Origin of the sequence: Actinoplanes lutulentus (genome assembly GCF_003259845.1) — a bacterium.
GTDB classification, from domain to species: domain Bacteria; phylum Actinomycetota; class Actinomycetes; order Mycobacteriales; family Micromonosporaceae; genus Actinoplanes; species Actinoplanes lutulentus.
In genome coordinates this window covers 98419-123804 of the sequence record NZ_QLMJ01000024.1, presented here as the reverse complement: position 1 = coordinate 123804, position 25386 = coordinate 98419, and the positions used below count along the sequence as shown (strand labels likewise).

Sequence of the window (25386 nt, the reverse complement as noted above, 5' to 3'; positions counted from 1 at the left end):
GTGGGAGGCGACAACGAAGAAGGAGTCGCCATGCCCGGTCAGGTCGGTCCCATCGCCGACGAGCAGGATGGTCTGCTCGCCTATCTCACCCAGATGCGTTACGTGCTCAGGCTGACCGCATACGGGCTCACCGACGAGCAGCTGCGGTCCGCCGCCAGCGCGAGCCCGCTCACCGTCGGCGGGCTGATCAAACACTGCGCCTCCACCGAGGAGGGCTGGATGGCGACGGTCCGCGGCGAGAAGCAGCCGCTCGACTACGGCGCTTACGAGGCGAACTTCGCGCTGGCCGAGGGCGAGACCATCGACGACGTCCTGGCCCGGTACGACGTGATCGCCCAGGCCACCGAGAAGACCGTGAAGGACCTCGCAAACCTCGACCACCAGGTCCCGATCGACCACTCGGTCCCGTGGAACCCGGCCGATCAGGACTTCTGGTCACTGCGCTGGGTGCTGCTGCACCTGATCCAGGAGACCGCGCGGCACACCGGGCATGCGGACGTCATCCGGGAAAGCGTGGACGGCGGCACGGCGTACCCACTGATGGCCGCCGCCGAGGGCTGGCCGGAAACCGACTGGATGAAGCCCTGGAAGCCCGCGGTCTAAGGCTTTTCGCCGTGGTCCAGGCGGATCACGCGGCGGTCGGTGACGATCGCGGTCACCAGGTCGTGCGGGGTGATGTCGAAGGCCGGGTTCACCGCGTCGCCGTACGCGGTGACCTCGGCCGCGCCCCGGTCCTCGATCTCGACCTGGTCGCCGCCGGGCGTGTCCAGGTCGACCGTCGACTCCGGCGCCACCACGAGGAACGGGATGCCGGCCCGCCGGGCGCCGAGCGCGTGCGAGTACGTCCCGATCTTGTTGATCACGTCGCCGTTGGCGCAGATCCGGTCGGCGCCGAGGATCACCGCGTCGATCTCGCCGCGGGCCATCAGGAACGGCCCGGCCGAGTCCACCGCGACCCGGTGCTCGACCCCCCACTGGTTCAGCTCCCAGGAGGTCAGCCGCGCGCCTTGCAGCAGTGGCCGGGTCTCGCTGGCGATCACTGAGCCCAGCCCGCCACGCCGGTGCAGCTCACCGACCACGCCGAGTGCCGTGCCGATGGTGACCGCCGCGAGGCCGCCGGTGTTGCAGTGCGTGAGCAGCCGGGGCCGGGGCCCGCACAGCTCGGTGACCAGGTCGGCGCCGATGGCCGCCATGGCCTGCGACGCGACGATCTCCTCGTCCCGGATCACGCACGCCTCGATGAGCACGGCGTCCGGACCGAGCGGCAGAAGACGAGCGGCGCGCAACGCGCCGCGGGCCAGGTTCACCGCCGTCGGGCGCGCGGTCTCGATCTTTCGTACGGCTACCTCAAGCGCCACCGGGTCGTCGTGGTGGACCCGGGCTGCCAGCGCCACCCCGAACGCCCCCGCGACACCGAGTGCCGGGGCACCTCGCACCGCCAGCGACTGGATCGCCGCGATCAGCTCGCCCACCGTGTGCAGCCGCAGAACGCGCAGCTCACCCGGGAGGGCGGTCTGATCGATGATCTCGACGGCCCCGTTCACCCAATCGATCGTCCGCATTCCACGAAGACTAAAGCCCTAGGCTGACCTGATGGCATCCCGTGATCCGGTCGCCGATCTCCGGCGCATCGCGTTCCTGCTGGAACGGGCGAACGAGGCGACGTACCGGGTGAAGGCCTTCCGGTCGGCGGCCGCCGCGGTCGCGAAGCTCCCGGCGGAGGAGCTGGCCGAGCGCGCCGAGGCCGGCACCCTGGCGAAACTCCCCGGGATCGGCGAGGTCACCGCCCGCTGCGTCACCGAGTCGCTGGCCGGCGAGGAACCGGTCTACCTGCGCCGGATCACCGCGACCGAGGGCACCGACCTACCGGCCGCGGCGCAGGCCTTGCGGTCGGCGCTGCGTGGCGACTGTCACGTGCACTCGGACTGGTCGGACGGCGGGTCGCCGATCGAGGAGATGGCCCTCGCCGCGGCCGATCTGGGCCACGAGTACTTCGTGCTCACCGACCACTCGCCCCGGCTCACCGTCGCTCACGGCCTGACCGCCGACCGGCTGCGCCGCCAGCTCGACCACGTGGCGAGACTCAACGAGGCGCTGCCCGAGGGCTTCCGCATCCTGACCGGCATCGAGGTGGACATCCTCGACGACGGTTCGCTGGACCAGGAGGACGAGCTGCTCGCCCGGCTCGACGTGGTGGTCGGCTCGGTGCACAGCAAACTGCGTGACGAGTCGGCCCGGATGACCCGGCGGATGGTGAACGCGCTGGCCAACCCGCATCTGGACATCCTCGGGCACATGACCGGGCGCAAGGTGTCGGCGAAAGGCGAGGGCGACGCCGCGCACAAGACCGGGCGTACCCGGCCGCCGAGCACGTTCGACCTGGAGAAGGTGCTGGCCGCGGCGGTCGAGCACGGCAAGGCCATCGAGATCAACTCACGGCCGGACCGGCTCGACCCGCCGAAGCGGATGCTCACCGTCGCGGTCGAGGCCGGCTGCCTGTTCAGCATCGACACCGACGCGCACGCGCCCGGCCAGCTGGACTGGCTGGGCAACGGCTGCGAGCGGGCCGCACTCTGCGACGTGCCACCGGATCGGGTGGTCAACACCTGGACGGCCGATCGCCTGGTCGAGTGGACCCGGTCGCACGTGTGATTCCCGTAGGGTCGGCGAGGTGGGACGAATTGACGAACTCGCCAACCGCTACGTCGACGAGTGGGCCGCGCTCAACCCCACCGGGGCGACCGCGGTCGGCATTTCCGGGTACGACGACAAGACCGACGACCTCTCGCCGGAAGGTTTCGCCGCACAGGCCGAACTGACCCGCCGCACCCTCAACGACCTGGACGTGACCGAGGCCGAGCACGAGTCGGAGGAGGTCGCGAAGGACGCGATGATGGAACGCCTCGGTCTGGAGGCGGCCCGGTACGACGCCGGGTACACCACCACCGAGGTGAGCGTCATCACCAGCGGCCTGCACATGCTGCGGATGGTCTTCGACATGATGCCGTCCGAGGGCGAGGAGGCGGTGTCCAACATCGCCACCCGGCTGAACGCCATGCCGAAAGCCCTGGAGCAGTACCGCCGGACCCTGATCGAGGGCGCCGACGCCGGCCAGATCAGCGCCCGCGCCCAGCTGCTCGCGGTCGCCGAGCAGTGCGTCGCCTGGACCGATCCGGCCCGCGACGACTTCTTCCACGGCCTCACCCGCCGGCTGTCCGCCTCCGGCGCGCTCGCGACCGAGCTGGACCGGGCCGCCACGGCCGCGACCGAGGCCACCGCGGCGTTCGGCGAGTTCCTGCGCGACGAGCTCGCCCCGCGCGGCCGGGAGAAAGAGGCGGCCGGCCCGGAGCGGTACGCCCTGGCGTCGCAGTACTTCCTCGGCGCCAAGGTCGACCAGGAGGAGACGTACCTCTGGGGTTTTGAGGAACTGCACCGCCTGGAGCAGGAGATGAACGCGGTCTCCGGTGTGATCGCCGGACGCGGCGCGAGCGTCGACGAGGCGGTGGCCGTGCTCGACGCCGACCCGGCCCGCAGCATCGCCGGCAAGGAGGCGTTCCGGGAGTGGATGCAGTCCCTCTCCGACCGGGCGATCAGCGAGCTGAACGGCACGCATTTCGACATCGAGCCGCCCGCTCGGAAACTGGAGTGCTGTCTCACCCCGACCAGCGACGGCGGCATCTATTACACCGGGCCGAGCGAGGACTTCTCCCGCCCCGGCCGGATGTGGTGGGCCGTGCCGGAGGGCCAGGAGACGTTCTCCACCTGGCGTGAGGTCACCACCGTCTACCACGAGGGTGTTCCGGGTCACCATCTCCAGATGAGCCAGGTGCTGCTCCGGGCCGACTCGCTGAACCGCTGGCAGCGGCTGCTCTGCTGGTGCTCCGGGCACGGCGAGGGCTGGGCGCTGTACGCCGAACGCCTGATGGACGACCTGGGTTACCTGACCGATCCGGGCGACCGGCTCGGCATGCTCGACGCGCAGGCGCTGCGCGCCGCCCGGGTGATCGTCGACATCGGCATGCACCTGGAGCTGGAGATCCCCCGGGACAACCCGTTCCGTTTCCACCCGGGCGAGCGGTGGACGCCGGAGCTCGGCTGGGAGTTCCTGCGGGCGCACACCCGGATGCCCGAGGAGGTCCTGCGCTTCGAGTGGAAGCGGTACCTGGGCTGGCCGGGGCAGGCGCCGTCATACAAGATCGGCGAGCGGATCTGGTTACAAGCACGTGACGAAGCAAAGCTGCGCAAAGGCAGTGATTTCGACCTCAAGACCTTCCATCGGGACGCCCTGAACCTCGGTGCGCTCGGCCTCGATCCACTCCGAAAAGCACTGGCAAGGATTTGAGTCATTAGGGTCTCTCCGCACCGAAATCGGGACGGAGAGACCCTTCTTTATGTGCACACACCACTACCCTCAGTTAATTGTTAGCCGAGAGCAATTGGCTGGACACTTTCCGTGAAGGGCTACTGGGGAAGACGTAACAAATCCGAAGTAGAACTCATATTCACGTCTTACCTAGGGTGCGGATACGATCTGCGCGGCGCTCGTCACTTGGTTTCCGGGCCCCGTGGACTGGGTGTTTTTTGAGCCACAGCCCCAGTGCGGATGCCCGTACAACCGAGCCGACAGCGTCGCGTATCCCCCGATCAGCCGAGACAACTCTGACCCTTGGAAAGGGGTTTTCTGAGGTTTTCTCGGATAGATTGACCCAGATCGGTGCGCCCGCATGACTACTCTCCGTAGTCAATTGATGGCCCATCGCGTGTGCATGGCGGAGGACAAAAGCAATGTCAGTCTCGGTGAACAGCCGGCGAGCCCGTTTACGCTCCGCCCTCGCGGTGGTGCTGACGGTTCTCGTGCTGCTGCCTGCCGCAGCCCTGTTCCTGCGTGTTCTGGATGACAACACCGAACACCGGGACCGGTTGACGCTCGAACAGCAGGGCGTCGAGTACCTGACCGCACTTTCACCGCTGGTCAGCGCGCTCGCGGAGTCCCAGTCGTCAGCACTGCAGGGTGTCTCTGCGGAGCCGGCCTCGCTGACCGCGGCCGTGGCCCGGGTGCAGGGCGTCGACGAGCGCATCGGCGGCGGCGAGCTCGGCACCACGGACCGGTGGGCCAACCTCAAGGACAAGATCAGCAAGATGCCCGGTGTCACCGGCGACTCGGCCACGATCTACGAGGCCCACGTCGAGGTGTCCGACCTGACGCTCGCCCTCTACGACACGGTGCGGGAGAACTCCACGCTCAACCGTGACGAGGAGAGCGACATCTGGTTCCTGCAGGAGGCGGCGGGCGTCAACATGCCCGAGGCCGTCACCGCGGTGAGCCGGATGGGCGACACGGCCAACATGGTCGCCGCCGCGAAGTCGAAAGCGAAAGCGGCGCTGAACGTGCAGTTCGGCTACCAGGCCCTCATCGTGCAGGAGGCCGGCGACAAGCTCACCGACAACCTCCAGGCCGCGGTGGAGAAGACCGAGAGCCCCACGCTCGCCGGCAACCTGGTCTCCAACCTGAACTCGTTCAAGCGCGGTATCGAGGACGCCAACCGTGGCGCCAACTTCGGCGGCGCGCCGAACGTCTCCGCGATGGTGACCGCCCAGAGCACCCTGCAGACCGCGCTCAACGCGCTCTCCGGTGTCGTGCTCAAGGAGATGGCCACCCTGCTTGAGGACCGTGTCGACTCGCTGAACTACCGGCGTGCCGAGGCCTGGGTCCTGCTCGCGGTCGCGATCGCTCTGATCCTGGTCGCCACGTTCTGGACCCGGGCACGTGCCCGCCAGGCCGGCGGCTCGGACGACTCCCCGCGCGACGTCTCGGTCCAGGGCGACCGTGGCGGTTACGGCGGCAACAACCCCTACGACCCCGCGCCGAACTACGGTGACAATTCCGGCTACGGCGACGGTGCTACGCGGCGGGAGCGTTCCGGTGCTCTTCGGTAAGTTCCGCATCCTGGGCAAGCTCGCCCTGCTGGTGCTCGTACCGCTGCTCGGGGTCGTCGGCCTCAGCATCCCGGTCATCTACGAGCGCATCGACGCAGCCCGCAGCGCCCAGGACATCTCCAACACGGTCGCCCTCGCCACCGAGGTCAGCTCCGCGCTGACCGAGCTTCAGGAGGAACGACTGCTCGCGGTCGGCTTCCTCCTCGGCCAGGTCGACCGGCCCACCTACGTGGTGCAGAGCAGCGAGGCCATCGAGTCGCTGGCCTCGCTGTCCAGCCTCGACGACATGCCGCAGGCTCTGCGCCGCACCGTCTCGGGCGCCGCGAAACTCAACGTCACCCGGCAGAACGTCCTCAACAACGCGGTCGCCAACATCGCTGCCGTGGTGGAGGACTACAACGAGGTCATCACCCCGCTGATCGACGGCCTCGGCCTCGCGACCAGCGCCGACCTCACCACTGGCGTCGGCCGCCAGGTCTACGCCCTTGAGCGCGCCATGCGCTCCGACGACCTGATCGGTCAGGCGGGCTGTTACCTGGCCGCCGCGGTGGTCGCCGGCCGGGACCCGCAGGCGGCGAGCCTGCTGCTGAGCGCGTTCAGCGCGACCTTCAGCCAGATCGAATCGATCATCACGAGCTCGAAGGTGTACTTCACCGACGCGCAGTACAAGCTCTACATCAACACCCAGGACGCGTTCGCGTCCCGCGTGGGTGACGAGTTCCAGACGGCGCTCAGCACCAACCCGACGCAGGCTCTCAAGGGCCTCGACATCAGCACGCTGTTCCCCTCGCTCCAGTCCGTCACGGTCCTCGGTAGCTTCGTCGAGAAGCGCGTGGCCAAGGACGTGGACATCATCACCAACACCAACCGGGAAAGCGCGCTCCGTCAGGCGTTCCTCATCGGTGGTGGCTCGTTCCTGCTGCTGATCCTGGTTATCACGCTCAGCATCTTCATGGCCCGCGCGGTCGCCCGGCCGCTGCGCCGTCTGACCGTCTCCGCCGACCGCATCGCCCGTGCCGCCGAGGCGGAACTCGAGCGTGTGGCCGACGACGAGGGTGAAGCCCAGGTACGCCCGATCCGCCTCGACGCGGTCGACGTGGAAGCCAGGGACGAGATCGGTGACCTGGCCCGAGCGTTCGACCGCGTGCAGACCACCGCCGCCCGGCTGGTGGAACGCCAGGTGGTCGGCCGTCGTAACGTCGCCCAGATGTTCGGCCACGTCGGCCGGCGTACACAGAACCTGGTCGGCCGCCAGCTCTCGCTGATCGACAGCCTGGAGCGCAAGGAGACCGACAGCGATCGTCTCCGCGAGCTGTACCGCCTCGACCACATGTCCAGCCGTCTTCGCCGTAACGCGTCCGCGCTGGTCGTGCTCTCCGGTGGCGCCGGCGCGAACGAGCACATGGCGCCGCTGGCCCTCTCGGACGTGGTTCGTCTCGCCCTGGGTGAGATCGAGGACTACACCCGTGTCGAGGTCGACGTCCCGGAAGACATCGTCGTGGTCCCGGCCGTCCTGGCCGACCTCACGCTGCTCCTCGCCGAGCTGCTGGAGAACTCGACAGCGTTCTCCCCGCCGCACACGTCGGTCACCGTCTCCGCCGAGGAGCTGCGTGGCGGCGCCCGTCTCGCGATCATCGACCACGGCCTGGGCCTCGCACCCGAGCGTCTGGCCGAGGAGAACGCGCGACTGACCCGTCGTGAGCGTCTCGACCTGGCCCCCACCGAGGTTCTCGGCCTCTTCGTGGTCGGCCGTCTGGCTCGCCGGCACGGCATCGAGGTCACCCTGACCGACACGCCTGACGGCGGTCTGACCGCGTGGGTCGACCTCAACCCGTCGCACCTGATCTCCCGGGTTGAGAACCTCACCATGGCACCGGCTCCGGCTTTCCCGGCTCCGGCCGCGGCGCCGCAGATCCAGGCTCCGGAGTACCAGAACGTGCCCGCGGCTCCGGCGTACTCCGGCGCGCTGCGCAGCAACACCACCGAGATGGCGATCACCAGCGCCGGCGGCCGTCAGGTGCCGGGCAGTGCCCAGCCGTTCGACCCGGTCGTTCTGACCCGGGCCACGGCGACGCTGGAAACCGGCAACTCGTGGAACGCGTTCGCACCGCAGCCTGCCGAGGCCGCCCAGTCCGGCCAGTTCGCCCCGGCCGCCCAGGCCGCTGACCCGTACGCGGGCCAGCCGGTTTACGACGCCGAGCCGATCTACACGCCCGGTATCGCGTACCAGGAGCCGGTTGCCCCGGTCCACGCGGAGCCGATTCCGACGTACGACATGGGCACCCCGGTCGCCGGTCGGGTTCCGGCCGCGCTTCCGGCGCTGCCGTCCGCCCCGTCGGCCGGCCCGGCCTGGAACACCGAACCCCCGACCCAGCCGAGCTGGAACGAAACACAGCCGAGCTGGAGCGAAGCACAGCCGGCGTGGAACGCTCCTGTTCCCGCCGTGGAGGCCCCGATGGCTTCTGCCATTCCCCCGCAGGCTCCGCAGCTCCCGCAGCAGCGCAATGTTGACAACTTCCACAACGCTCCCGCGCCGAGCTCCGAGCCCGCACGCAACGGCAACGGGAATGGCAACGGCACGCCGCTGCGCCGCCGGGTTCCCGGTAGCCAGCTGCCGGCCGAAAGCGCTCCGCAGCAGCACGCCAAGGCACCGTCTCAGGACGACGCCCTCGCTGCCCGGGCCGCGTTCGACGCCTTCGAGGCCGGTGTCAGCCAGGCGCAGTTCGACACGAGCGTCTCGATGCCGGCGCCCGAGGTCAGCCAGCCCCAGCTCAGCCAGCCCCAGCTCGGCCAGCCCCAGTACGGCCAGCCGAACTTCGACCAGCCCCAATTCGGCCAGCAGCCCTCATACGGCAGCCAGCCCCAGTTCAACGGTCAGCCTGAGTGGAACACCCCGGCACCCTCCTGGGACACGCCGGCCCCGGCTGCCGCCAGCCCGTCGTGGAACGCACCGGTGGCCGATCCGGCACCGCCGGCCCCGCCGACCACGCCCGGGAGCACCCCGCTGACTCGTCGCGTACCCGGCGCCACCCTGCCGGACGACGAGCCGCACCGTCCGACTCCGCCCCCGGCCCCGGCCCAGCTGGACCCGGATGCCGCGCGGGCTCTGATGGATCAGTTCGAGTACGGCGTCGCACTCGCGCTGAATGAAAGCCAGCCACAACACGAGGGACAACCGCGATGACTTCCCCCTATGCAGCTGCACAAAGCCAGCTCAGCGCTGAAGCCAAAACCTTCAACTGGCTGCTGGACTCCTTCACCTCCGGTACCGCGGGAGTGATCGAGGCCATCGCGGTCTCCTCGGACGGCCTGCTCATGGCCATGTCCGCGATCAAGGACCGGCCCAACGCCGAGCGCCTCGCGGCCGTGGTCTCCGGCCTGACCAGCCTCTCCGGCGGTGCCGCGAGCTGGTACCGGCTGGGCGCCCTGAACCGGGTCATCATCGACATGGCCGACGGATACCTCCTGGTCACCGCGATCAGCGCCGGCTCGGTGCTCGGCGTCATCGCGGACCGCAGTGCGAACCTGGGCACCCTGGCGTACGAGATGACTCTCTTCGCCACGCGCGCCGGTGGCGCCCTGAGCCCGCGCCTCATCGCCGAGCTGAAGAACGCCGTCCAGCAATGACCTACCCGGACCCTGACGCAGTGCCTCCGGCGCGGCCCGGAGTCCGGCCCTTCCTGCAATCCGGTTCGAAGCACTCGACCGGCGGCTACACCCCCACCGGGGAGCACCCGCCGGTCGAGCAGTCGAGCAACGCTCTACGCCCGTTCGTCATCACGTCCGGGCGGACCGATGGAGGAGACCCCGACATCGGTATGGAAACTCAGGTGACGGTGGTGGCTGGCTCACCACCGTCGCGGCTATCTCCGGAAACCAGGGCGATCGTGTCTCTCTGCGAAGAGAGCCCGATCTCGGTCGCTGAGATCTCCGCTCGGTTGCGCCTGCACTTGGGCGTCACCCGAATCCTCGTCGGTGACCTTCGGGCCACCGGCCAGCTGGACGTCCACGTCCTGGAAAATGACACACCTGACCCCGAGACCATCATGCGAGTGATCCGTGGACTTCGATCCATCAGCTAACCGCGTCGTCGGCACCGCGCGCATTCCCGGTGCCCCCGCGCCCAAAAAGGCGCCGGTCCCGGTAAAGATCATCGTGGCCGGCGGCTTCGGTGTGGGCAAGACCACGACGGTCGGTGCCATCTCCGAGATCTCACCGCTGACCACCGAGGCCGAGATGACGTCGGAGTCCGTGGGCATCGACGATCCAGGTCAGGCGACCATGAAGACCGGCACCACGGTCGCCATGGACTTCGGTGTTCTCACCATCGACCAGACCCTCAAGCTCTACATCTTCGGTACGCCGGGTCAGACCCGGTTCGCCTTCATGTGGGACGACTTGGTGAAGGGTGCACTCGGTGCCCTGGTTGTGGTAGATACCAACCGAATAGATGACTGTTATCCGGCAGTCGACTACTTCGAGCGCGCTGGGCTTCCGTTCGTCGTCGGCATCAACACCTTCAACGGGCAAATGAGCTACAGCATCGACGAGGTCCGCTGGGCGCTGGCGATCCGCGAAGACGTGCCGGTCGTCTCGTTCGACGCGCGTTTCCGCGCTTCCGTACGGGATGCCCTGCTCGTCGTTCTGGACCAGGCACTCGATAAGGCGATCAGGATGAAGACGTCGTAGTGTGTGCGCGGGTCGCCCGGTAACGGTTCCCAACCGCCCACAAAAGGGGCACAGTTGGAGTGCCGGGCGACCGCGTGAGAAAAATGAGGACGGTGACCGTGCGAGGCGGACTGGACGACGCGCTCGACAAGCTCGCCCGGCGTGATGAGCTGAGGCGGCGCGCCACCGGAGAGAACCCCGGCACTCCGCCGGCGGTGACCGAGCTGGTCGAGGCGATCGCGGGTGTGATCGCCCGTAATCCCCAGCTTGCGGTCACGGTCGGCGTCGAGGGCGCGGGCGATCCGGTGCTGCTCCACTTCGGTTTCGCCGACGGTGTCGTGCAGGTGAGCGCCGACAACTCGGTCGCGACCCGGGCCGCCGAGGCCGAGGCGAAACACGCCGATTTCGAGATCGACGTGGACCCCGAGCCGGTTTACGCCGAGCCCGTCTACACCGAGCCGGCCTACTCTGAGCCGGCCTATTCCGAGCCGGTCTATGCGGAGCCTGCGTACTCCGAGCCACCCCGGGCCAGCCGCGACGATCAGGATCGCTTCGGTCCGACCGATTTTGATTACGAAGAGCCCCCAACGGCCGAGCGCCCGTTCGTCTCACCGTCCTCTTCGGAGGCTTACGAGCCGGCCCCACACCCGTTCGCCGCGACACCCCCACCCCCAGTTCCACCCCAAACCCCCCTTGGGTACGCGTCACCGCAGGCCTACCCCGAGCCCCAGGCGTACGCCGAACCGCAGCCTCCGCAGCCGGCCGCGCAGCCCGGTTTCCCGCAGCCGCTGGCGAAACCGATCCCGCTCAAGGTGGAGCGCCCCGAGGAGACCGAGCAGGCCGCTCGCCGGCTGGCCGCCCTCCTGCGCGACGACCCCACCCTGCTGGACGCCCCGCACGACTGATCGTTCTGGCCACGCGGCGGTCACCTAGAGTGACCATTTCCCTTTAGTGCCGTCGCGCCCCAGGATCTCACTCTCCGCAGTCACACCACTCCGGCGCGAATTCAGTTCCGATCCCTGCAAATCGGGCGAATCGCGCCCGATTTTCGACGCCTCACGCCTTGTGAGATGTCTGGGTTAGCCCTTTTGGTCGGTATGCGGCGCCGTTCCTCTCACCGCTCTTGAGTCACGCTCGGTAGTTACCTAATGTCCTATTACGTCCAAGAGCGCGGCCCGCCGAGCTCGACGGACATCACGAACAGTGACTGGGACGAGGGAGGTACGAGATGTCCTGGGCGAACAGCTGGCTCATCGCGATCACGGGATACGCCATCCTGCTGGCCTGGCCGATCTCCACACTCGTCCTGGTGTGGTTCGCGGTCCGGTACAACGGAACACACCGAGCCAAGGTGATCAACAAGGCGGTCGCCGGCGGCGACGGACGCCCCCAGCACTTCTGGGTCATCGTCCCGGCCCTCAACGAGGAAGCCGTCGTCGCCAATACGGTAAACGCGGCCCTGCGGCTGCGTGGCCCGGCCGGAACCCTGGCCCGGGTCCTGGTCGTGGACGACGGCTCGGACGACCGGACCCCCGAGGTCCTGTCCGCTATCGATCACCCTCGGCTGAGCGTCATGCGGCGTGAGCTGCCCAACGCCCGGCAGGGCAAGGGCGAGGCGCTGAACGCCGCGTACCGCTTCATCTCGGAGCGCACCGCGGAGGCCGGCGTCAGCCCGGAGCGCGTGGTCATCGGCATCATCGACGGCGACGGCCAGGGCAGCGAGAACATCCTGGTCGAGGTCTCCCGGCTGATGCGTGACACCAAGGTCGGCGCGGTCCAGGTGCAGGTACGCATCCGCAACCGCAACAAGCTCCTCGGCGCCGTACAGGATCTGGAGTTCGGCGCGATCGTCGACGCCTGCCAGAACCTGCGCGACGTCCTGGACACGGTCGGCCTCGGTGGCAACGGCCAGTTCAGCCGACTCTCCACATTGCAGGCTCTGGGCAGCGCTCCGTGGTCCAGCTGCCTCGTCGAGGACCTGGAGCTCGGCCTGCGGATGCACCTGGGTGGCGTCTCCATCCGGTACACCTCCCGCTCCTCGGTAACCCAGCAGGCCGTGGTCGACGTCCGCCGGCTCACCCGGCAGCGGACCCGGTGGGCGCAGGGCAACATGCAGTGCGCCCAGTACCTGATGCGCCTCTTCTCGTCGCGGCGGATCGCCCGGACCGCGCTCGCCGAGATGCTGCACTACCTGCTCTCCCCGTGGGCGAACGCGATGGTCACGGTGGCGATCATCGTGATGGGCGCCTCCGGCACGGCCGGCCTGCTGATCGGCCACCCGGTCCCGTTCCTGCCGACCTGGGCCGTACTGGCCGAGAGCGGCGCCATCTGGATCGCTGTCACCACGTTCCCCGGCCTGCTCTGGGCCGTGGTGCACCGCAACAAGCGCGGCGACGAGGGCCTGTCGCGAATGCTGGTCGCCGCTCTCGCGTACCCGGCCTTTCTGGTTCTCGGTCTTGCCGCCACCTACCGCGCGCTGGGCCGCCAGGCCAGCGGCCGTCAGTCCTGGGCCAAGACCGAGCGCCTCGTGGAGGAGCCCATCCTCCAGCCCGTCGCCGCCTGAAAATCCCCCTCCCCCTGCAAGAAGAGAAGGCTCCCCCATGTCTCTCATGCGTGAAGTTCACCTGATCGGCGGCACCCGCCCCGAGGCCGTCAAGCTCGCCCCCGTCGCCATCGCCATGCGGGAGGCCGGCCTGCTCCAGCCGGTCCTGCTCGCCAGCGGACAGCACCCCACGATGGTCACCCAGGCGCTCGCCGCCTTCGGCCTCGAGCCGGACATCACCCTTGAGGTCGAGCGCTCCACCGGCACCCAGGCCGAGCTGCTCACCGCGATGGTCCGCGAGCTCGACGAGCTCTGGTCGGTACGCACACCGGCCGCCGTGATCGTGCAGGGCGACACCACGACGAGCCTGGCCGGCGCGCTGGCCGCGTTCTGGCGCCGCATCCCGGTGGTCCACCTGGAAGCCGGTCTGCGCTCCGGTGACCTGGACTCGCCGTTCCCCGAGGAGGCGAACCGCCGCCTGGTCGCCCAGGTCGCCTCGCTGCACCTGGCGCCGACGCCGCTGGCCGCGATGAACCTGCTGGACGAGAAGATCGCCCACACCGACGTCCTGATCACCGGCAACACCGTGGTGGACGCGACCCTCGCGATGGCCGGCCGCAAGCTGCCGTTCGAGAACGCCGCCCTGCAACGTCGCGCTTTTAATGAGAGCAGGCTGGTCCTGGTCACCGCGCACCGCCGGGAATCCTGGGGCGAGCCGCTCGACCGCATCCTCGCCGCCGTCAAGGAGCTCATCGAGCGCTACGACGACATCGAGGTCGTGCTGCCGAGCCACCCGAACCCGGCCGTCCGCGCCCAGGTGGACGCCGCTCTGGCCGGTGTCGAGCGGGTCACCATCACCGACCCGCTGCCGTACCCGGACCTGTCCCGGCTGCTCTCCGAGGCGTACCTGGTGCTCACCGACTCGGGCGGCATCCAGGAGGAGGCTCCGTCGTTCGGTGTTCCGGCGCTGGTGCTGCGCGATGTCACCGAGCGCGTCGAGTCACTGACCGCGGGCTGCGCGAAGCTGGTCGGCTCGGACACCGCGCGGATCGTCGAGGAGGCGTCCGCTCTGCTCGACAGCCGGGTCCGCCGCGACGCGATGACCGCCGGCGGAAATCCGTACGGTGACGGGCTTGCCGCCCGGCGTACCGCGCAGGCGACCGCCGCGCTCCTGGGTCTCGCACCCGCCCCCGAAGCCATGCCCGTTTCGCAGAACGTCGTCACGTCTGGAGCACTTGCCTGATGCGCGCCCCGAAGATCTCCCGCCGCACCCTGCTCGGCGCCGGCGCGGCCACGGCCGCAGCCGTCGCGGTCGGCGTCAACAGCATGGCCGCCGACGCCGCTCCCGCCACGACGACGAGCACGTCGAAGACCGGCAAGGCGGCGCCCGGCGCCGGCTCCGCGAAGACCCTCGTTCTGTACGACACGACGAACGACTACGGCTGGCTCGGCGAGGTCTACGCCACCCAGACCGCGAACCTGGCCTCGCACTTCGGCACCTGGACGGCCGCGCCGGTCGCGAAGTACAAGTCCGGCGACCTGAACGCGTACACCGCGGTCATCTACCTGGGCTCGACGTACGACGAGCCGCTGCCGGCCGCGTTCCTGACCGACGTGATGGCCACCAGCAAGCCGGTCGTCTGGGTCTACGACAACATCTGGCAGCTCGCGGCGAAGGACGGCTTCACCACGAAGTACGGCTTCGCGAGCGGCACCTTCGACCTCGCCGCCGTCACGGAGGTCGCGTACAAGGGCAAGAAGCTGACCCGCAGCTCGGACAACAACTCCGGGATCATGAACCTGCCGATCAGCGACACCGCCAAGGTCAGCACGCTGGCCACCGCGGTACGCGCCGACGGCACCACGTTCCCGTGGGCCGTGAAGTCGGGCAACCTCACCTACATCGGCGAGATCCCGTTCTCGTACGTCACCCACGACGACCGGTACCTGGTCTTCGCGGACCTGCTCTTCGACGCTCTCGGTGGCAGCACGACCGAGCGGCACCGCGCCCTGATCCGCCTCGAGGACGTCGGCCCGGACGCCGACCCCGCCGACCTCAAGGCGATCGCCGATTACCTGGCTGCCGAGAAGGTGCCGTTCAGCGTCGCCGTCTACCCGCGGTACCGGGACCCGAAGGGCGTCAAGAACAACGGCAAGGCCGAGGACTACACCCTCGCGTCGAAGCCGAAGGTGGTCGCCGCGCTGAAGTACATGCAGTCCAAGGGCGGCACCCTGATCATGCACGGCTACACCCACCAGTACGGCGCGGTGGCGAACCCGTACGACGGTGTGAGCGCGAACGACTTCGAGTTCTACACGGCGCACGTCGACGCGAACGACAGCGTGATCTACGACGGTCCGGTCACCGAGGACTCGGTCACCTGGGCGACGACTCGGATGGTCTCCTCCGGCGCGGTGTTCCTGGCGACCGGCCTGGGCGCTCCGAAGATCTTCGAGTTCCCGCACTACGCGGCCAGCCCGGCCGACTACCAGGCGGTGAACACCCTCTTCGGCAAGCGATACGACCGTGGCCTGTACTTCCCGGGCGTGCTGACCGGCGCGAAGTACGACTACGCACGCCAGTTCGGGCAGTTCTTCCCGTACACGGTCCGCGATGTGTACGGCTCGGTCGTGGTGCCGGAGAACATCGGCAACGTCGAGCCGGAGGCGTTCAACAACCACCCGGTCCGGCTGCCCGCCGACCTGATCGCCTCGGCCGAGCGCAACCTCGTCGTACGCGACGGCGTGGCGAGCTGCTTCTACCACCCGTACCTCGGCACCGACCACCTGAAGACGCTGGTCACCGGCGTCAAGGGCCTCGGATACACGTTCGTCTCGGCCGACACCATGCTGAACGGCTGATCAACGATGGATGTCGTGGATTTCTGGGTCCAGTCGTGGACCGCCGACGATCTGCCGGCCGCTCGCCGGGTGCTCACGCCTGACTGCGAGACCGAGTGGAACCTCGACGCTCCGGTGGACGACGAGGAGTTGCTCCAGGTCCTGCACCGGATCGCTGCCTTCTCGGATCGGGTCGAGCTGATCGCGCGTACCGACGCGATCGACGGCGCCGCGCTCATGTACGACCTCGCCGGGCCTTTCGGCACGGCGAGGCTCGTCGAATTCCTCGCGGTCGAGGATGGCTTGATCAACGAGATCAGGCATGTGTACGACGTAGCGGCGATCGACCGCTTCTTCCCGGGCCTGTACGCCAATTAGGCCGTTTTCTGGCCTATCACGTGGGTAATTTCGGGGTCATGCCTTACGACTTGCAGATCGTGGTCGACAGCAGCGACCCGCACACGCTCGCCGACTGGTGGGCGGAGACCCTCGACTGGCAGGTGGAACCGCAGGACGAGGCGTTCATCAAGGACATGGTCGACAAAGGTTTCGCGACCGGCGACGAGACGAAGATGCACAACGGCAAGCTGGTCTGGCGGATCGGCGGGGCGATCGTGCACCCGGACGGCGCCGGCCGCAGCCGGATCCTCTTCCAGGCGGTGCCGGAACCGAAAACGGTGAAGAACCGGGTGCACGTCGATGTCCGGGTGGGCGACCAGGACCGGGAAGCCGCGCGCGACAAACTGATCGCGCGCGGCGCCGCTTTCGTCAAGGCCGGTCAGCAGGGGCCTTACTCGTGGTTCGTGATGACCGACCCCGAGGGCAACGAGTTCTGCCTCACCTGACCGGGAGTGCGCGGCCTAGCAGGCTGAACAGCGCCTCCCAGTGCCGCTGCTCGGCGGCGGCATCGTGCATCGCGGTGTCGGCCATCGTGAAACCGTGCGGCGCGCCGGCGTAAAGCTCCGAGGTGTAGGTGACGCCCGCCTCGGCGAGGGCCTCCTCCAGCGCTTTGATGTTGTCCGGCGTCATCGAACCGTCGTTGTCGGCGTGTCCGAAATAGACCTCGCTGGTGATCGGGCCGACGTGCCGGTGCGGGCTGGCCGGATCGTCGGTCACGATCTTCCCGGCGTGGAAGCTGCCGAGCGCTGCGAACCGGTCCGGCAGCGCGGAGACCGCGATCAGCGCGTTCCGCCCGCCCATGCAGTAGCCGACGATGCCGACCTGCTCCTTCTTGAAGAAGTCCAGGTACGCACGGGTGTCGGCGACCACCCGCTCGGCGGTGAGCTGCTGCATCATCGGCATGAGCCGGCCGAACGCGGCACCACGGCGCTCCTCGTCGACCAGGTCGGCCGGGTCGACGAGCGGACTGCGCGCGCTGCGATAGAAGAGGTTCGGTGCGAGGACCGCGTACCCACGCTCGGCGATTCTGCTCGCCATCTCCATGATCTGCGGACGCAGACCGAACGCGTCCATGAAGAGCAGGACTCCCGGAAACGGCCCGTCGCCGGCCGGCGTGACCAGGTAGGCGTCGGCGACGCCGTCCGCCGTCGGGATATCGACCTGTTGCCGCATTTCGCTGACCTCCGGCACGTCTGATGATGATCGTCCGGACCGTAACATCGGATCTCCGTCTTTCCCTGTGAACGTCGTATCCTCATGCGCATGGCCACCCGGCTGCGTGCGGACGCCCGACGAAACCGAGCCGCCCTGCTCGCCGCCGCTCGTGAAGTCTTCGCCGCGCAGGGGCTCGACGCGTCGCTGGACGAGATCGCCCGGCGGGCCGGCGTCGGCAACGCCACCCTCTACCGTCGATTCCCCAGCCGGCGGCACCTGATCGCCGAGGTCTTCGCCAGCCACATGACCGCGGCGGTACGCCTCGCCGAGCAGTCCCTGGAGCACCCCGACCCGTGGGCCGCGTTCGTCGGTTACCTCACCCGGGTGTGCGAACTGCAGGCCACCGACCGCGGGCTGGCCGAACTTCTGGTCACCACGGCTTTCGACGACGACGAGCGGCTCGCCGCCCTGCGCGCCTCGGCGCAGCAGCGTGCCGTCGACGTGTGTGTCCGCGCCCAGCGGGCCGGCCGGCTGCGCGCCGACTTCACCCGGACCGACCTGGCGCTGCTGATGATGGCGAACGCCGGGGTGGCCCAGCACTCCACCGACCCGCAGGCCTGGCGGCGTCAGCTGGCTCTGCTGCTCGGCGGCCTGGCGACCCGTATTTAGGGATCCTTTAAGCCGGAACGCGAGACTCCTTAAGCCGTACCGGACGAGAGTGATCATCCGTCGTCCTCTTCCGCGATCGGAGCTCACTCATGCAACGCAGCCGTCTGCGGCTCGCCATCTACGCCACAGCCGCGGTCGTCGCGGTCGGCGGCGGCATCGGCGCGGCGGTCGCTGCCACCACGCCCGCGTCCTCGGGCAAGCTCACCGCCGCCTTCGTGAAGGACAGCGACTGGGGTACGGGTTACCAGGCGCACTACACGATCTCCAACGGCACCGGCGCGACGGTGAACGGCTGGGAGGTGGCCTTCGGCCTGCCCACGACCGCGAAGCTGGGCAGCTCCTGGGACACCACGCTCACTGGATCCGGCGCGGTCAAGACGGCGAAGAACGCGGCCTGGAACGGGACCATCCCGGCCGGGGCGACCGCGTCGTTCGGCTTCATCGTCGCCGGCAGCGGCGCTCCGATCAGCTGCACCATCAACGGAGCTTCGTGCACCGGCGGAGCGGCCGTGACCACCGCGCCGACCGCCACCGCCACTGCTTCTCCCACGGCGACCAAGACCGCCACCGCTTCTCCGACGGTTTCGCCCAGCGCGAGCAAGACGGCCTCCTCGTCGCCGACCGCGACGAAGACCGCGACCGCCACCGCCACGCCGACCGCCACCGCGACCGCGACCGTGAGCCCGACCAGCACCTCCGGGACCAGCGGTAACGTCCTGGTCGCGCCGTACGTCGACATGGGCCTGCTCTCCAACGGCGCGACCACGCTCTCGTCGCTCGCGGCCGGCGGCAACGTCAAGTCGTTCAGCCTCGCGTTCGTGACCAGCTCCGGCTGCAAGGCGAGCTGGTTCGCCGCGTTCGACCCGCGGGCCAAGCAGTTCGCCGACCAGATCACCGCGGTACGCGCGGCCGGCGGCGACGTGAAGGTCTCGTTCGGTGGCGCGACCGGCACCGAGCTGGCCCAGGCGTGCACCAGCGTCTCCGCTCTGCAGGCCGAGTACCAGGCCGTCGTCGACGCGTACGACCTGAACTACATCGACCTGGACATCGAGGGTGCGGCCGTCGCGGACAGCGCGTCGGTGGCCCGCCGCTCGACCGCCCTGGCCGCTCTGCAGAAGGCCAACCCCGGCCTGAAGATCTCGCTGACCCTGCCGGTGCTGCCCGAGGGCCTCACCGCGGACGGCCTCAACGTGGTGAAGTCCGCCAAGACCGCCGGTGTCGACCTGGATCTCGTCAACATCATGGCGATGGACTACGGCCGCTCCGGCCAGGATTACGGCGACCTGGCGATCCAGGCGGTCAAGTCCACGAAGGACCAGATCAAGTCCGTGTACGGAAACAGCGACGCGGCCGCGTTCAAGATGGTCGGCGTGACCCCGATGATCGGCGTGAACGACGACAACGGCACGTTCACCCAGTCGGACGCGAAGGACCTGGTCACGTTCGCGAACGCCAACCACATCGGGTTCGTCTCGCTCTGGGAGATGCACCGTGACAAGAACGCCTGCTCGGGCGCGCTGTTCCAGTGCACCAACGTGACGCAGACGGCGTTCGAGTTCTCCCGCATCCTGGCAGGTTTCACCGGCTGACCCTCGGGGTAAGTCACGAGCAGCGCTATTCCGGGTCCCCCCGTCCCGGAATAGCGCTTTTCGTTGCCCTGACCGGCTTTGATCAGGCTCGTCGAGTCAGGCTTCGATCAGGCTCGTCGGGTCAGGCGAAACCGCGGCCGGCCTCGGCCAGCGACTCGCCGGCCAGGTCCCAGAACGTCGTGTCCGCCGGGTGCTCCAGCCAGACCGTCAACGAGACGCGCAACGTCACCAGGAACGTGGCGGAGATGAGCCTCGCGCGTACCCCTCGGGGGTCGGAACGACCCAGACGGCCGGAAACCTCCGCGGCGATCTCACGCTCCATCGCTGCGAAGCTCTGCATCTGTGCGGCGGCGAGCGACGGGTGCCGGCGGATCAGGCGCGTGCGCGCCGTCCACTCCGGATCAAGATCGCCTCGCTCTCCGTAGAACTCCGCGGCGGCCGCGCTGAGCGCCGCCCAGGCCGGCTCGTCCGGCGGACGGGCGCGGACCATGTCCGCCATCTGCCGCATCCGCAGGCGGTCGCCGTAGAAGAGCGCCTCCTCCTTGTTGGCGAAGTAATTCGAGAACGTACGCCGGGAGACGCCGGCCTCGTCCGCGATCGCCTCGACCGTGATCCGGTCCGGGCCGTGCTCCAACGCGAGGCGGAATGCCGCCTCGTACAGGGAGAGGCGAGTAGCTGCCTTCTTGCGCTCGCGAAGGCCCGGCTCGGTGGTCGGCACGCTCATGGGATGAGCATATCGGCGTGTGACTCAGTTCCCAATGAGAAAACTTGCGCAGCAGGCAAGTTTGGGTAGATAGTTGTATGCAGCAAGCATCACGGGAGGTGCCATGGAGAACGACAGCGGTTCGCACCGCTTGGTGGCGGCCCTGCAGGAGCTGCTCAAGGCGGTACGCCTGATGAAGCAGAGCTCGGTCACACCGGTCGGCACCGTCGGCGTCCTCACCGCGATCCGCCGCAGCGAGCCCCTCGGCTGCCACATGAAGGACCTCGCCGCCGAGCACGCGCTCGACCCGTCGACCATCAGCCGCACGATCGGCGCCCTGGTCCGCACCGGCCTGGTGGCCCGCGCCGCCGACCCGGACGACGGCCGCGCCAGCACCCTTCGCCTCACCGGCAAGGGCAACACCGCGCTCGACGAGGTCATCGCGCATTACGACCAGCGGCTCGCCGGCGCCCTCTCCGAGTGGAGCCCTGAGGAGATCGCCGCCTTTGCGGCATCACTGCAGCGCTTCGCCCAAGACCTGATCACTCAGCAATCCCAACTCGGCACGCCCAGCTTGGAGGCAGCGCGATGAGCGCCCCAACAACAACCCGGGCCGACCAGACCGCGATGACGCACCGCGAGATCATGGAAGCCCTTTCCGGGCTCCTGCTCGTGCTCTTCGTCGCGATGGCCAGCTCCACCATCGTCTCCACCGCGCTTCCGAAGATCATCGGTGATCTGAACGGCAGCCAGACCCAGTACACCTGGGTCGTCACGGCCACTCTGCTCACGGCCACCGCGAGCACACCGATCTGGGGCAAACTCTCCGACCTGTACAGCAAGAAGATGCTGGTCCAGATCTCGATCGTCGTCTTCGTGCTGGGATCGTTGATCGCCGGCTTCACCCAGAACACCGAGCAGCTGATCGCGGCCCGCGCGTTCCAGGGCCTCGGCATGGGCGGCGTGCAGGCGCTGGTCCAGGTGGCGATCGCCGCGATGATCCCGCCGCGGGAGCGCGGCCGTTACAACGGTTACCTCGGCGGCGTCATGGCTCTCGCCACCGTCGGCGGCCCGCTGCTCGGTGGCCTGATCGTGGACACCGACGCGCTCGGCTGGCGCTGGTGCTTCTTCATCGGCGCGCCGCTCGCCGTGATCGCCCTGGTCGTCCTGCAGAAGACCCTGCATCTGCCGGTGATGCGCCGGGACAACGTGAAGATCGACTACCTCGGTGCCAGCCTGATCGCGGCCGGCGTCAGCGTGATCCTGGTCTGGGTCTCGTTCGTCGACAGCACGTTCGCCTGGATGTCCTGGGAGACCTTCGCCATGGTCGGCGGCGGCCTGGTCCTGCTCGCTCTCGCCGTCTGGGTGGAGTCGCGGGTCAGCGAGCCGGTCGTCCCGCTGCAGATCGTCCGCCAGCGCACCACGGCGCTCGCCATCATCGGCAGCCTCGCGGTCGGCATGGCGATGTTCGGCGGCTCGGTCTTCCTCGGCCAGTACTTCCAGATCGGCCGCGGGTACAGCCCGACCCAGGCAGGCCTGCTGATGATCCCGATGATGATCGGCATCCTGATCTCCTCGACCATCGCCGGTCGGATGATCACCAAGAGCGGCCTGATCAAGCCGTACATCGTGGCCGGCACGATCACCCTGGTCGTCGGTTTCGCCGGGCTCTCGATGCTCGACCACGACACCTCGCTCTGGTACGTCGGCGCCTCGATGGCCCTGGTCGGCATCGGTGTCGGCATGTCGATGCAGAACCTGGTCCTCGCGGTTCAGAACACCGTCTCGCTCAAGGACATCGGCGCGGCCAGCTCGACGATCGCCTTCTTCCGCTCGCTCGGTGGCACGATCGGCGTCTCGGTCCTCGGCGCGGTCCTGGCCCGGCGGGTGTCCGAGTCGATGACCGAGCAGCTCGCCGCGGCGGGCGCGTCGGGCGGCAGCAGCGAAGGCGTCAGCGTGCTCAACCTGAGCAGCCTTCCGGAGGCGGTCCAGCACATGGTCCGGGCCGCGTACGGCGACGCCACCGGCCACATCTTCCTGATCTCCGCCGCTGTCGCGGTGATCGGTGTGATCGCGGCGATCGCGATGAAGCCCGCGAAGCTGCGCAGCACGGTCGACATCGGCACCCCGCCGGTCGCCGTCGAGAAGGAGCCGGTCCTCGCCAAGTAATTCGATCCGCGTTCACGACGCCCGCACTCACGATGAGTGCGGGCGTCGTCACATGTGGGCGATTGTCCGTTTACGCAGAGCTACTCTCGACGAACGCAGAGCGAAATCCTTCAGGCTTGGCAAGGCTCGGCCGATCGGAGCCCTCAGCAGGTGAGAGGAGAACCCGGGTGGACGAGCTCGTGAACAGCATCGAGGCACTTTCGGACGCTCTCCTCAAGATCGAGGACGAGCGGTCCTGGAACGCGGCGGCCGAGCTGCGGAACGCCCTCGCGATCGAACAGGCCGCGCTCGCCCTCGGCGACGAGTCGCTGGTGGCCCGGGCGCAGCTCTGCCAGGCCAACATGCGGCTGCGGTCCGGGGACGTGGCGGCCGCGTCGGCACAGATCTGGCAGGTGCACCAGTGGGCGCTCAGCCACGACGACCGGCGGCTGATGGCGCGTACCCACCTGGTCTGGTCCTACATCCACCAGCACCTCAGCGACGCTGAGCAGGCGCTGGAGCAGGCCGTGCTCGCGGTCGAGCTGCTCGACGGCGACGCCACCACGCACATGCACATCTGGCACCGCACCAAGCTGGCTGACGCGCTCTGGGCGGCCGGCTCGATGGACGCGGCCCGGATCCGTTACCAGCAGGCCGAGCAGCTGGCCGTCGAGACCGGCTCTCCGGCCCTGCTCTGCCTGCTGAACAACTACGCGTACACCGAGTTCGACACCGGCAACCAGAAGCGTGCCGAGGAGGTCGCCGACCGGCTGCTGCTGCTCGCCGACGAGCGGGGCGAGAAGCTCGAGCCGGCGTACCTGGACACCGTCGGCTGGATCCAGATCGGCAACGGCCGGTTCGCCGATGCCGAGGCCACCATGCACAAGTGCATCGAACGGCACGAGGAGGGCCGGTACGACGCCGCCGACGCGCTGGCGATGTACCTGCTCACGCTGGCCCGGGCGCAGCGGGGCCTCGGTGCGTACCAGCGGGCCCAGTCCACCCTCGACACCTCCCGCGGCATGTGCCTGGAGCGTGACCTCGGCGATCTCTTGGTGCGCGTTCACCAGGAGCAGGCCGAACTGCACGCCGCCCAGGGTGCTTTTGCGGAAGCGTTCGAGGCGCACAAGGTCTTTTTTAGTGCGTACCAAAGCAGGCACTCGCTGCAGCGGGAGGCACGGACCCGGACCCGGCAGGCGATGTTCGAGACCGACGAGGCTCGGCAGGAGGCCGAGCGGTTCCGCGAGCAGGCTCGGCGTGACCAGCTGACCGGCCTGCACAACCGGAGGTTCGTGGACGAGAGGCTGCCGGAGCTGATCCAGAGCGACCCCGCCCTCACCGTCGCCCTGGTCGACCTCGATCACTTCAAGCAGATCAACGACCGGCTCTCGCACAGCGTCGGCGACCAGGTTCTGGTCGCGGTCGCCGACCTGCTGGCCCGAGGCGTGGCGGGCGCCTGCCCGGACGGTTTCGCGGCCCGGATCGGCGGCGAGGAGTTCTTGATCGTGCTGCCGAGCACGAACCCGCGCCGAGCCAGAACGATCCTGGACAACATCCGGCGGTCGGTCCGCGCTCACGATTGGGCACCGATCACCCACGGTCTGCCGGTCACGGTGAGCATTGGTGTCGCGGTCTCCGACGAGGTCCCGGCACCGACCCAGCCGACCCTACTGTCCACAGCAGACAGTCGCCTGTACGCTGCCAAGCACGCAGGACGTGACCGCGTCGTCTCCGCCACCGACCATCGGGGCGGCACGAGAGGGCATGCCGCGCACGCCTCGGCAGCCTGACGACCCGGCACATTCGGTAGCCGTATTCGGTCTCCGGGGGTTAAGTCGGTCAATCATTGCCGCTACCCTGGACGGGCCGAGTTGATCGGCGACGGGGTCGTGGCGCAAGGAGGCGGTCGTGGACAAGGCCAGCAACGAGGTGGCCCCGCCCGGGGTCAATATCAACGTCCCGCACTCCGCCCGCATCTACGACTACTGGCTCGGCGGCAAGGACAACTTCGCCGTCGACCGAGCCGTCGGCGAGGCCATGATGAAAGCCATCCCCGGCATGCGTTACATGGCAGGGGAAAACCGCAAGTTCGTCCACCGGGTCGCCCGCGACCTGGTGGCGAAAGAGGGCATCAGCCAGTTCCTGGACGTCGGCACCGGCATCCCGACCCGGCCCAACCTCCACGAGATCGCCCAGGGGCTCAACAAAGAGGCCCGGGTTGTCTATGTGGACAACGACCCGATCGTGCTGGTCCACGCCCGCGCCCTGATGATCAGCACGCCGGAGGGCCGCAGTGAGTACATCTCGGCCGACATCCGCGATCCGCGGTCGATCCTCGATGACCCGGCGCTGCGCGAGACGCTGGACCTGACGAAACCGGTCGGCCTCACCCTGATCGCGATCCTGATGCTGCTCTCCGACACCGACGACCCGTGGGCCACGGTGGCCGCGCTGCGCGACGCTCTGCCGTCCGGCAGCCTGCTGGCGATCACCCACCCGACCGCCGACTTCAACGCCGACGAGGTGAACGCGGCAGTCGCCGCCGCAACCGGCGCCGGGATGACGCTGGTGGCCCGCACCGAGGACGAGGTGCGGCGCTTCTTCGGTGATTGGGAGATGCTGGAGCCGGGCCTGGTCCCGGTGTCGAGCTGGCGGCCCGACGACGAGGTCGCCGACCCGAAAGCCGCCTATTACTGGTCCGGGGTCGCGCGCAAACCCTGAGACACGTCACGCAT

The 25386-nt window shown here is 68.6% G+C and carries 23 protein-coding genes; 20 read left to right on the top strand and 3 right to left on the bottom strand.

Annotation, left to right across the window (positions count from 1 at the left end):
* The first annotated feature begins 30 nt into the window (after nucleotides 1-30).
* On the top strand, nucleotides 31-603 hold the full coding sequence (locus tag B0I29_RS38780) for a DinB family protein (protein WP_111654156.1): 573 nt from the start codon (nucleotides 31-33) through the stop codon (nucleotides 601-603).
* On the opposite strand, the gene mtnA is transcribed toward B0I29_RS38780, so the two are convergent.
* On the bottom strand, nucleotides 600-1562 hold the full coding sequence (gene mtnA, locus B0I29_RS38775; protein WP_111654155.1) for an S-methyl-5-thioribose-1-phosphate isomerase: 963 nt from the start codon (nucleotides 1560-1562) through the stop codon (nucleotides 600-602). The genes B0I29_RS38780 and mtnA overlap by 4 nt on opposite strands.
* Nucleotides 1563-1593: 31 nt before the next feature.
* Between mtnA and B0I29_RS38770 the strand changes: the two genes are divergently transcribed.
* The 13 genes from B0I29_RS38770 to B0I29_RS38710 all read left to right on the top strand — a co-directional run bounded on the left by B0I29_RS38770 (nucleotide 1594) and on the right by B0I29_RS38710 (nucleotide 16833).
* Nucleotides 1594-2652, top strand: a complete 1059-nt coding sequence (locus B0I29_RS38770) for a PHP domain-containing protein (RefSeq protein ID WP_111654154.1) — start codon at nucleotides 1594-1596, stop codon at nucleotides 2650-2652.
* 19 nt (nucleotides 2653-2671) lie between these two features.
* Nucleotides 2672-4342 (top strand): DUF885 domain-containing protein, encoded by a 1671-nt coding sequence (locus B0I29_RS38765; protein ID WP_111654153.1) that lies wholly within the window; start codon nucleotides 2672-2674, stop codon nucleotides 4340-4342.
* A gap of 443 nt (nucleotides 4343-4785) precedes the next feature.
* A complete protein-coding gene (locus tag B0I29_RS38760) occupies nucleotides 4786-5937 on the top strand; it encodes a hypothetical protein (protein WP_221402712.1) in 1152 nt (383 codons plus the stop codon).
* Nucleotides 5924-9121, top strand: coding sequence for a HAMP domain-containing sensor histidine kinase (locus tag B0I29_RS38755; RefSeq protein ID WP_111654222.1), 3198 nt, complete (start codon nucleotides 5924-5926; stop codon nucleotides 9119-9121). Before B0I29_RS38760 ends, B0I29_RS38755 begins: the two co-directional genes overlap by 14 nt.
* Nucleotides 9118-9564, top strand: coding sequence for a roadblock/LC7 domain-containing protein (locus tag B0I29_RS38750; protein ID WP_111654151.1), 447 nt, complete (start codon nucleotides 9118-9120; stop codon nucleotides 9562-9564). The genes B0I29_RS38755 and B0I29_RS38750 overlap by 4 nt, the downstream gene beginning before the upstream one ends.
* Nucleotides 9561-10019, top strand: a complete 459-nt coding sequence (locus tag B0I29_RS38745) for a DUF742 domain-containing protein (RefSeq protein ID WP_111654150.1) — start codon at nucleotides 9561-9563, stop codon at nucleotides 10017-10019. The genes B0I29_RS38750 and B0I29_RS38745 overlap by 4 nt, the downstream gene beginning before the upstream one ends.
* Complete coding sequence (locus tag B0I29_RS38740) at nucleotides 9997-10626, top strand: GTP-binding protein (protein ID WP_111654149.1); 630 nt, start codon at nucleotides 9997-9999, stop codon at nucleotides 10624-10626. The genes B0I29_RS38745 and B0I29_RS38740 overlap by 23 nt, the downstream gene beginning before the upstream one ends.
* A 92-nt stretch (nucleotides 10627-10718) precedes the next feature.
* Nucleotides 10719-11510, top strand: a complete 792-nt coding sequence (locus B0I29_RS38735) for a hypothetical protein (RefSeq protein WP_111654148.1) — start codon at nucleotides 10719-10721, stop codon at nucleotides 11508-11510.
* A 323-nt stretch (nucleotides 11511-11833) separates the two neighbouring features.
* Nucleotides 11834-13168 carry a glycosyltransferase gene (locus B0I29_RS38730; RefSeq protein WP_111654147.1) on the top strand — a complete coding sequence of 445 codons (1335 nt, stop codon included), beginning with the start codon at nucleotides 11834-11836 and terminating at the stop codon, nucleotides 13166-13168.
* A gap of 46 nt (nucleotides 13169-13214) precedes the next feature.
* Nucleotides 13215-14390 carry a non-hydrolyzing UDP-N-acetylglucosamine 2-epimerase gene (gene wecB / locus B0I29_RS38725; protein ID WP_245973125.1) on the top strand — a complete coding sequence of 392 codons (1176 nt, stop codon included), beginning with the start codon at nucleotides 13215-13217 and terminating at the stop codon, nucleotides 14388-14390.
* Nucleotides 14390-16009: a DUF2334 domain-containing protein gene (locus B0I29_RS38720; RefSeq protein WP_111654145.1), complete on the top strand. Its 1620-nt coding sequence runs from the start codon at nucleotides 14390-14392 to the stop codon at nucleotides 16007-16009. The genes wecB and B0I29_RS38720 overlap by 1 nt, the downstream gene beginning before the upstream one ends.
* A 6-nt stretch (nucleotides 16010-16015) precedes the next feature.
* Nucleotides 16016-16366 (top strand): hypothetical protein, encoded by a 351-nt coding sequence (locus B0I29_RS38715; protein WP_111654144.1) that lies wholly within the window; start codon nucleotides 16016-16018, stop codon nucleotides 16364-16366.
* 38 nt (nucleotides 16367-16404) lie between these two features.
* A complete protein-coding gene (locus B0I29_RS38710; protein WP_111654143.1) occupies nucleotides 16405-16833 on the top strand; it encodes a VOC family protein in 429 nt (142 codons plus the stop codon).
* Here B0I29_RS38710 and B0I29_RS38705 read toward each other — a convergent pair.
* On the bottom strand, nucleotides 16826-17560 hold the full coding sequence (locus B0I29_RS38705) for a dienelactone hydrolase family protein (RefSeq protein WP_111654221.1): 735 nt from the start codon (nucleotides 17558-17560) through the stop codon (nucleotides 16826-16828). The genes B0I29_RS38710 and B0I29_RS38705 overlap by 8 nt on opposite strands.
* Before the next feature lie 90 nt (nucleotides 17561-17650).
* Here B0I29_RS38705 and B0I29_RS38700 point away from each other — a divergent pair, with 90 nt between their 5' ends.
* Both B0I29_RS38700 and B0I29_RS38695 read left to right on the top strand, forming a co-directional pair.
* Nucleotides 17651-18211: a TetR/AcrR family transcriptional regulator gene (locus tag B0I29_RS38700; protein ID WP_111654220.1), complete on the top strand. Its 561-nt coding sequence runs from the start codon at nucleotides 17651-17653 to the stop codon at nucleotides 18209-18211.
* An 89-nt stretch (nucleotides 18212-18300) separates the two neighbouring features.
* A complete protein-coding gene (locus B0I29_RS38695; RefSeq protein ID WP_111654142.1) occupies nucleotides 18301-19800 on the top strand; it encodes a cellulose binding domain-containing protein in 1500 nt (499 codons plus the stop codon).
* Between the two features lie 121 nt (nucleotides 19801-19921).
* On the opposite strand, the gene B0I29_RS38690 is transcribed toward B0I29_RS38695, so the two are convergent.
* A complete protein-coding gene (locus B0I29_RS38690) occupies nucleotides 19922-20524 on the bottom strand; it encodes a TetR/AcrR family transcriptional regulator (RefSeq protein WP_111654141.1) in 603 nt (200 codons plus the stop codon).
* A gap of 103 nt (nucleotides 20525-20627) precedes the next feature.
* Between B0I29_RS38690 and B0I29_RS38685 the strand changes: the two genes are divergently transcribed.
* From B0I29_RS38685 to B0I29_RS38670, 4 genes are all read left to right on the top strand, one after another.
* On the top strand, nucleotides 20628-21095 hold the full coding sequence (locus B0I29_RS38685; RefSeq protein ID WP_111654140.1) for a MarR family winged helix-turn-helix transcriptional regulator: 468 nt from the start codon (nucleotides 20628-20630) through the stop codon (nucleotides 21093-21095).
* The gene (locus B0I29_RS38680; protein WP_111654139.1) at nucleotides 21092-22672 is read left to right on the top strand and encodes an MDR family MFS transporter; all 1581 of its coding nucleotides are present in this window, start codon (nucleotides 21092-21094) and stop codon (nucleotides 22670-22672) included. Before B0I29_RS38685 ends, B0I29_RS38680 begins: the two co-directional genes overlap by 4 nt.
* Before the next feature lie 167 nt (nucleotides 22673-22839).
* The gene (locus B0I29_RS38675) at nucleotides 22840-24441 is read left to right on the top strand and encodes a GGDEF domain-containing protein (protein ID WP_245973124.1); all 1602 of its coding nucleotides are present in this window, start codon (nucleotides 22840-22842) and stop codon (nucleotides 24439-24441) included.
* A gap of 118 nt (nucleotides 24442-24559) precedes the next feature.
* Entirely contained in the window at nucleotides 24560-25372 is an 813-nt protein-coding gene (locus B0I29_RS38670; protein ID WP_111654137.1) for an SAM-dependent methyltransferase, read from the top strand.
* The last annotated feature ends 14 nt before the right edge of the window (nucleotides 25373-25386 follow it).

Coding starts and splice junctions, on each gene's coding strand:
- B0I29_RS38780 (WP_111654156.1), top strand. CDS start 31: ATGCCCGGTCAGGTCGGTCCCATCGCCGACGAGCAGGATGGTCTGCTC.
- mtnA (WP_111654155.1), bottom strand. CDS start 1,562: ATGCGGACGATCGATTGGGTGAACGGGGCCGTCGAGATCATCGATCAG.
- B0I29_RS38770 (WP_111654154.1), top strand. CDS start 1,594: ATGGCATCCCGTGATCCGGTCGCCGATCTCCGGCGCATCGCGTTCCTG.
- B0I29_RS38760 (WP_221402712.1), top strand. CDS start 4,786: ATGTCAGTCTCGGTGAACAGCCGGCGAGCCCGTTTACGCTCCGCCCTC.
- B0I29_RS38750 (WP_111654151.1), top strand. CDS start 9,118: ATGACTTCCCCCTATGCAGCTGCACAAAGCCAGCTCAGCGCTGAAGCC.
- B0I29_RS38745 (WP_111654150.1), top strand. CDS start 9,561: ATGACCTACCCGGACCCTGACGCAGTGCCTCCGGCGCGGCCCGGAGTC.
- B0I29_RS38730 (WP_111654147.1), top strand. CDS start 11,834: ATGTCCTGGGCGAACAGCTGGCTCATCGCGATCACGGGATACGCCATC.
- wecB (WP_245973125.1), top strand. CDS start 13,215: ATGCGTGAAGTTCACCTGATCGGCGGCACCCGCCCCGAGGCCGTCAAG.
- B0I29_RS38720 (WP_111654145.1), top strand. CDS start 14,390: ATGCGCGCCCCGAAGATCTCCCGCCGCACCCTGCTCGGCGCCGGCGCG.
- B0I29_RS38715 (WP_111654144.1), top strand. CDS start 16,016: ATGGATGTCGTGGATTTCTGGGTCCAGTCGTGGACCGCCGACGATCTG.
- B0I29_RS38710 (WP_111654143.1), top strand. CDS start 16,405: ATGCCTTACGACTTGCAGATCGTGGTCGACAGCAGCGACCCGCACACG.
- B0I29_RS38705 (WP_111654221.1), bottom strand. CDS start 17,560: ATGCGGCAACAGGTCGATATCCCGACGGCGGACGGCGTCGCCGACGCC.
- B0I29_RS38700 (WP_111654220.1), top strand. CDS start 17,651: ATGGCCACCCGGCTGCGTGCGGACGCCCGACGAAACCGAGCCGCCCTG.
- B0I29_RS38695 (WP_111654142.1), top strand. CDS start 18,301: ATGCAACGCAGCCGTCTGCGGCTCGCCATCTACGCCACAGCCGCGGTC.
- B0I29_RS38690 (WP_111654141.1), bottom strand. CDS start 20,524: ATGAGCGTGCCGACCACCGAGCCGGGCCTTCGCGAGCGCAAGAAGGCA.
- B0I29_RS38685 (WP_111654140.1), top strand. CDS start 20,628: ATGGAGAACGACAGCGGTTCGCACCGCTTGGTGGCGGCCCTGCAGGAG.
- B0I29_RS38680 (WP_111654139.1), top strand. CDS start 21,092: ATGAGCGCCCCAACAACAACCCGGGCCGACCAGACCGCGATGACGCAC.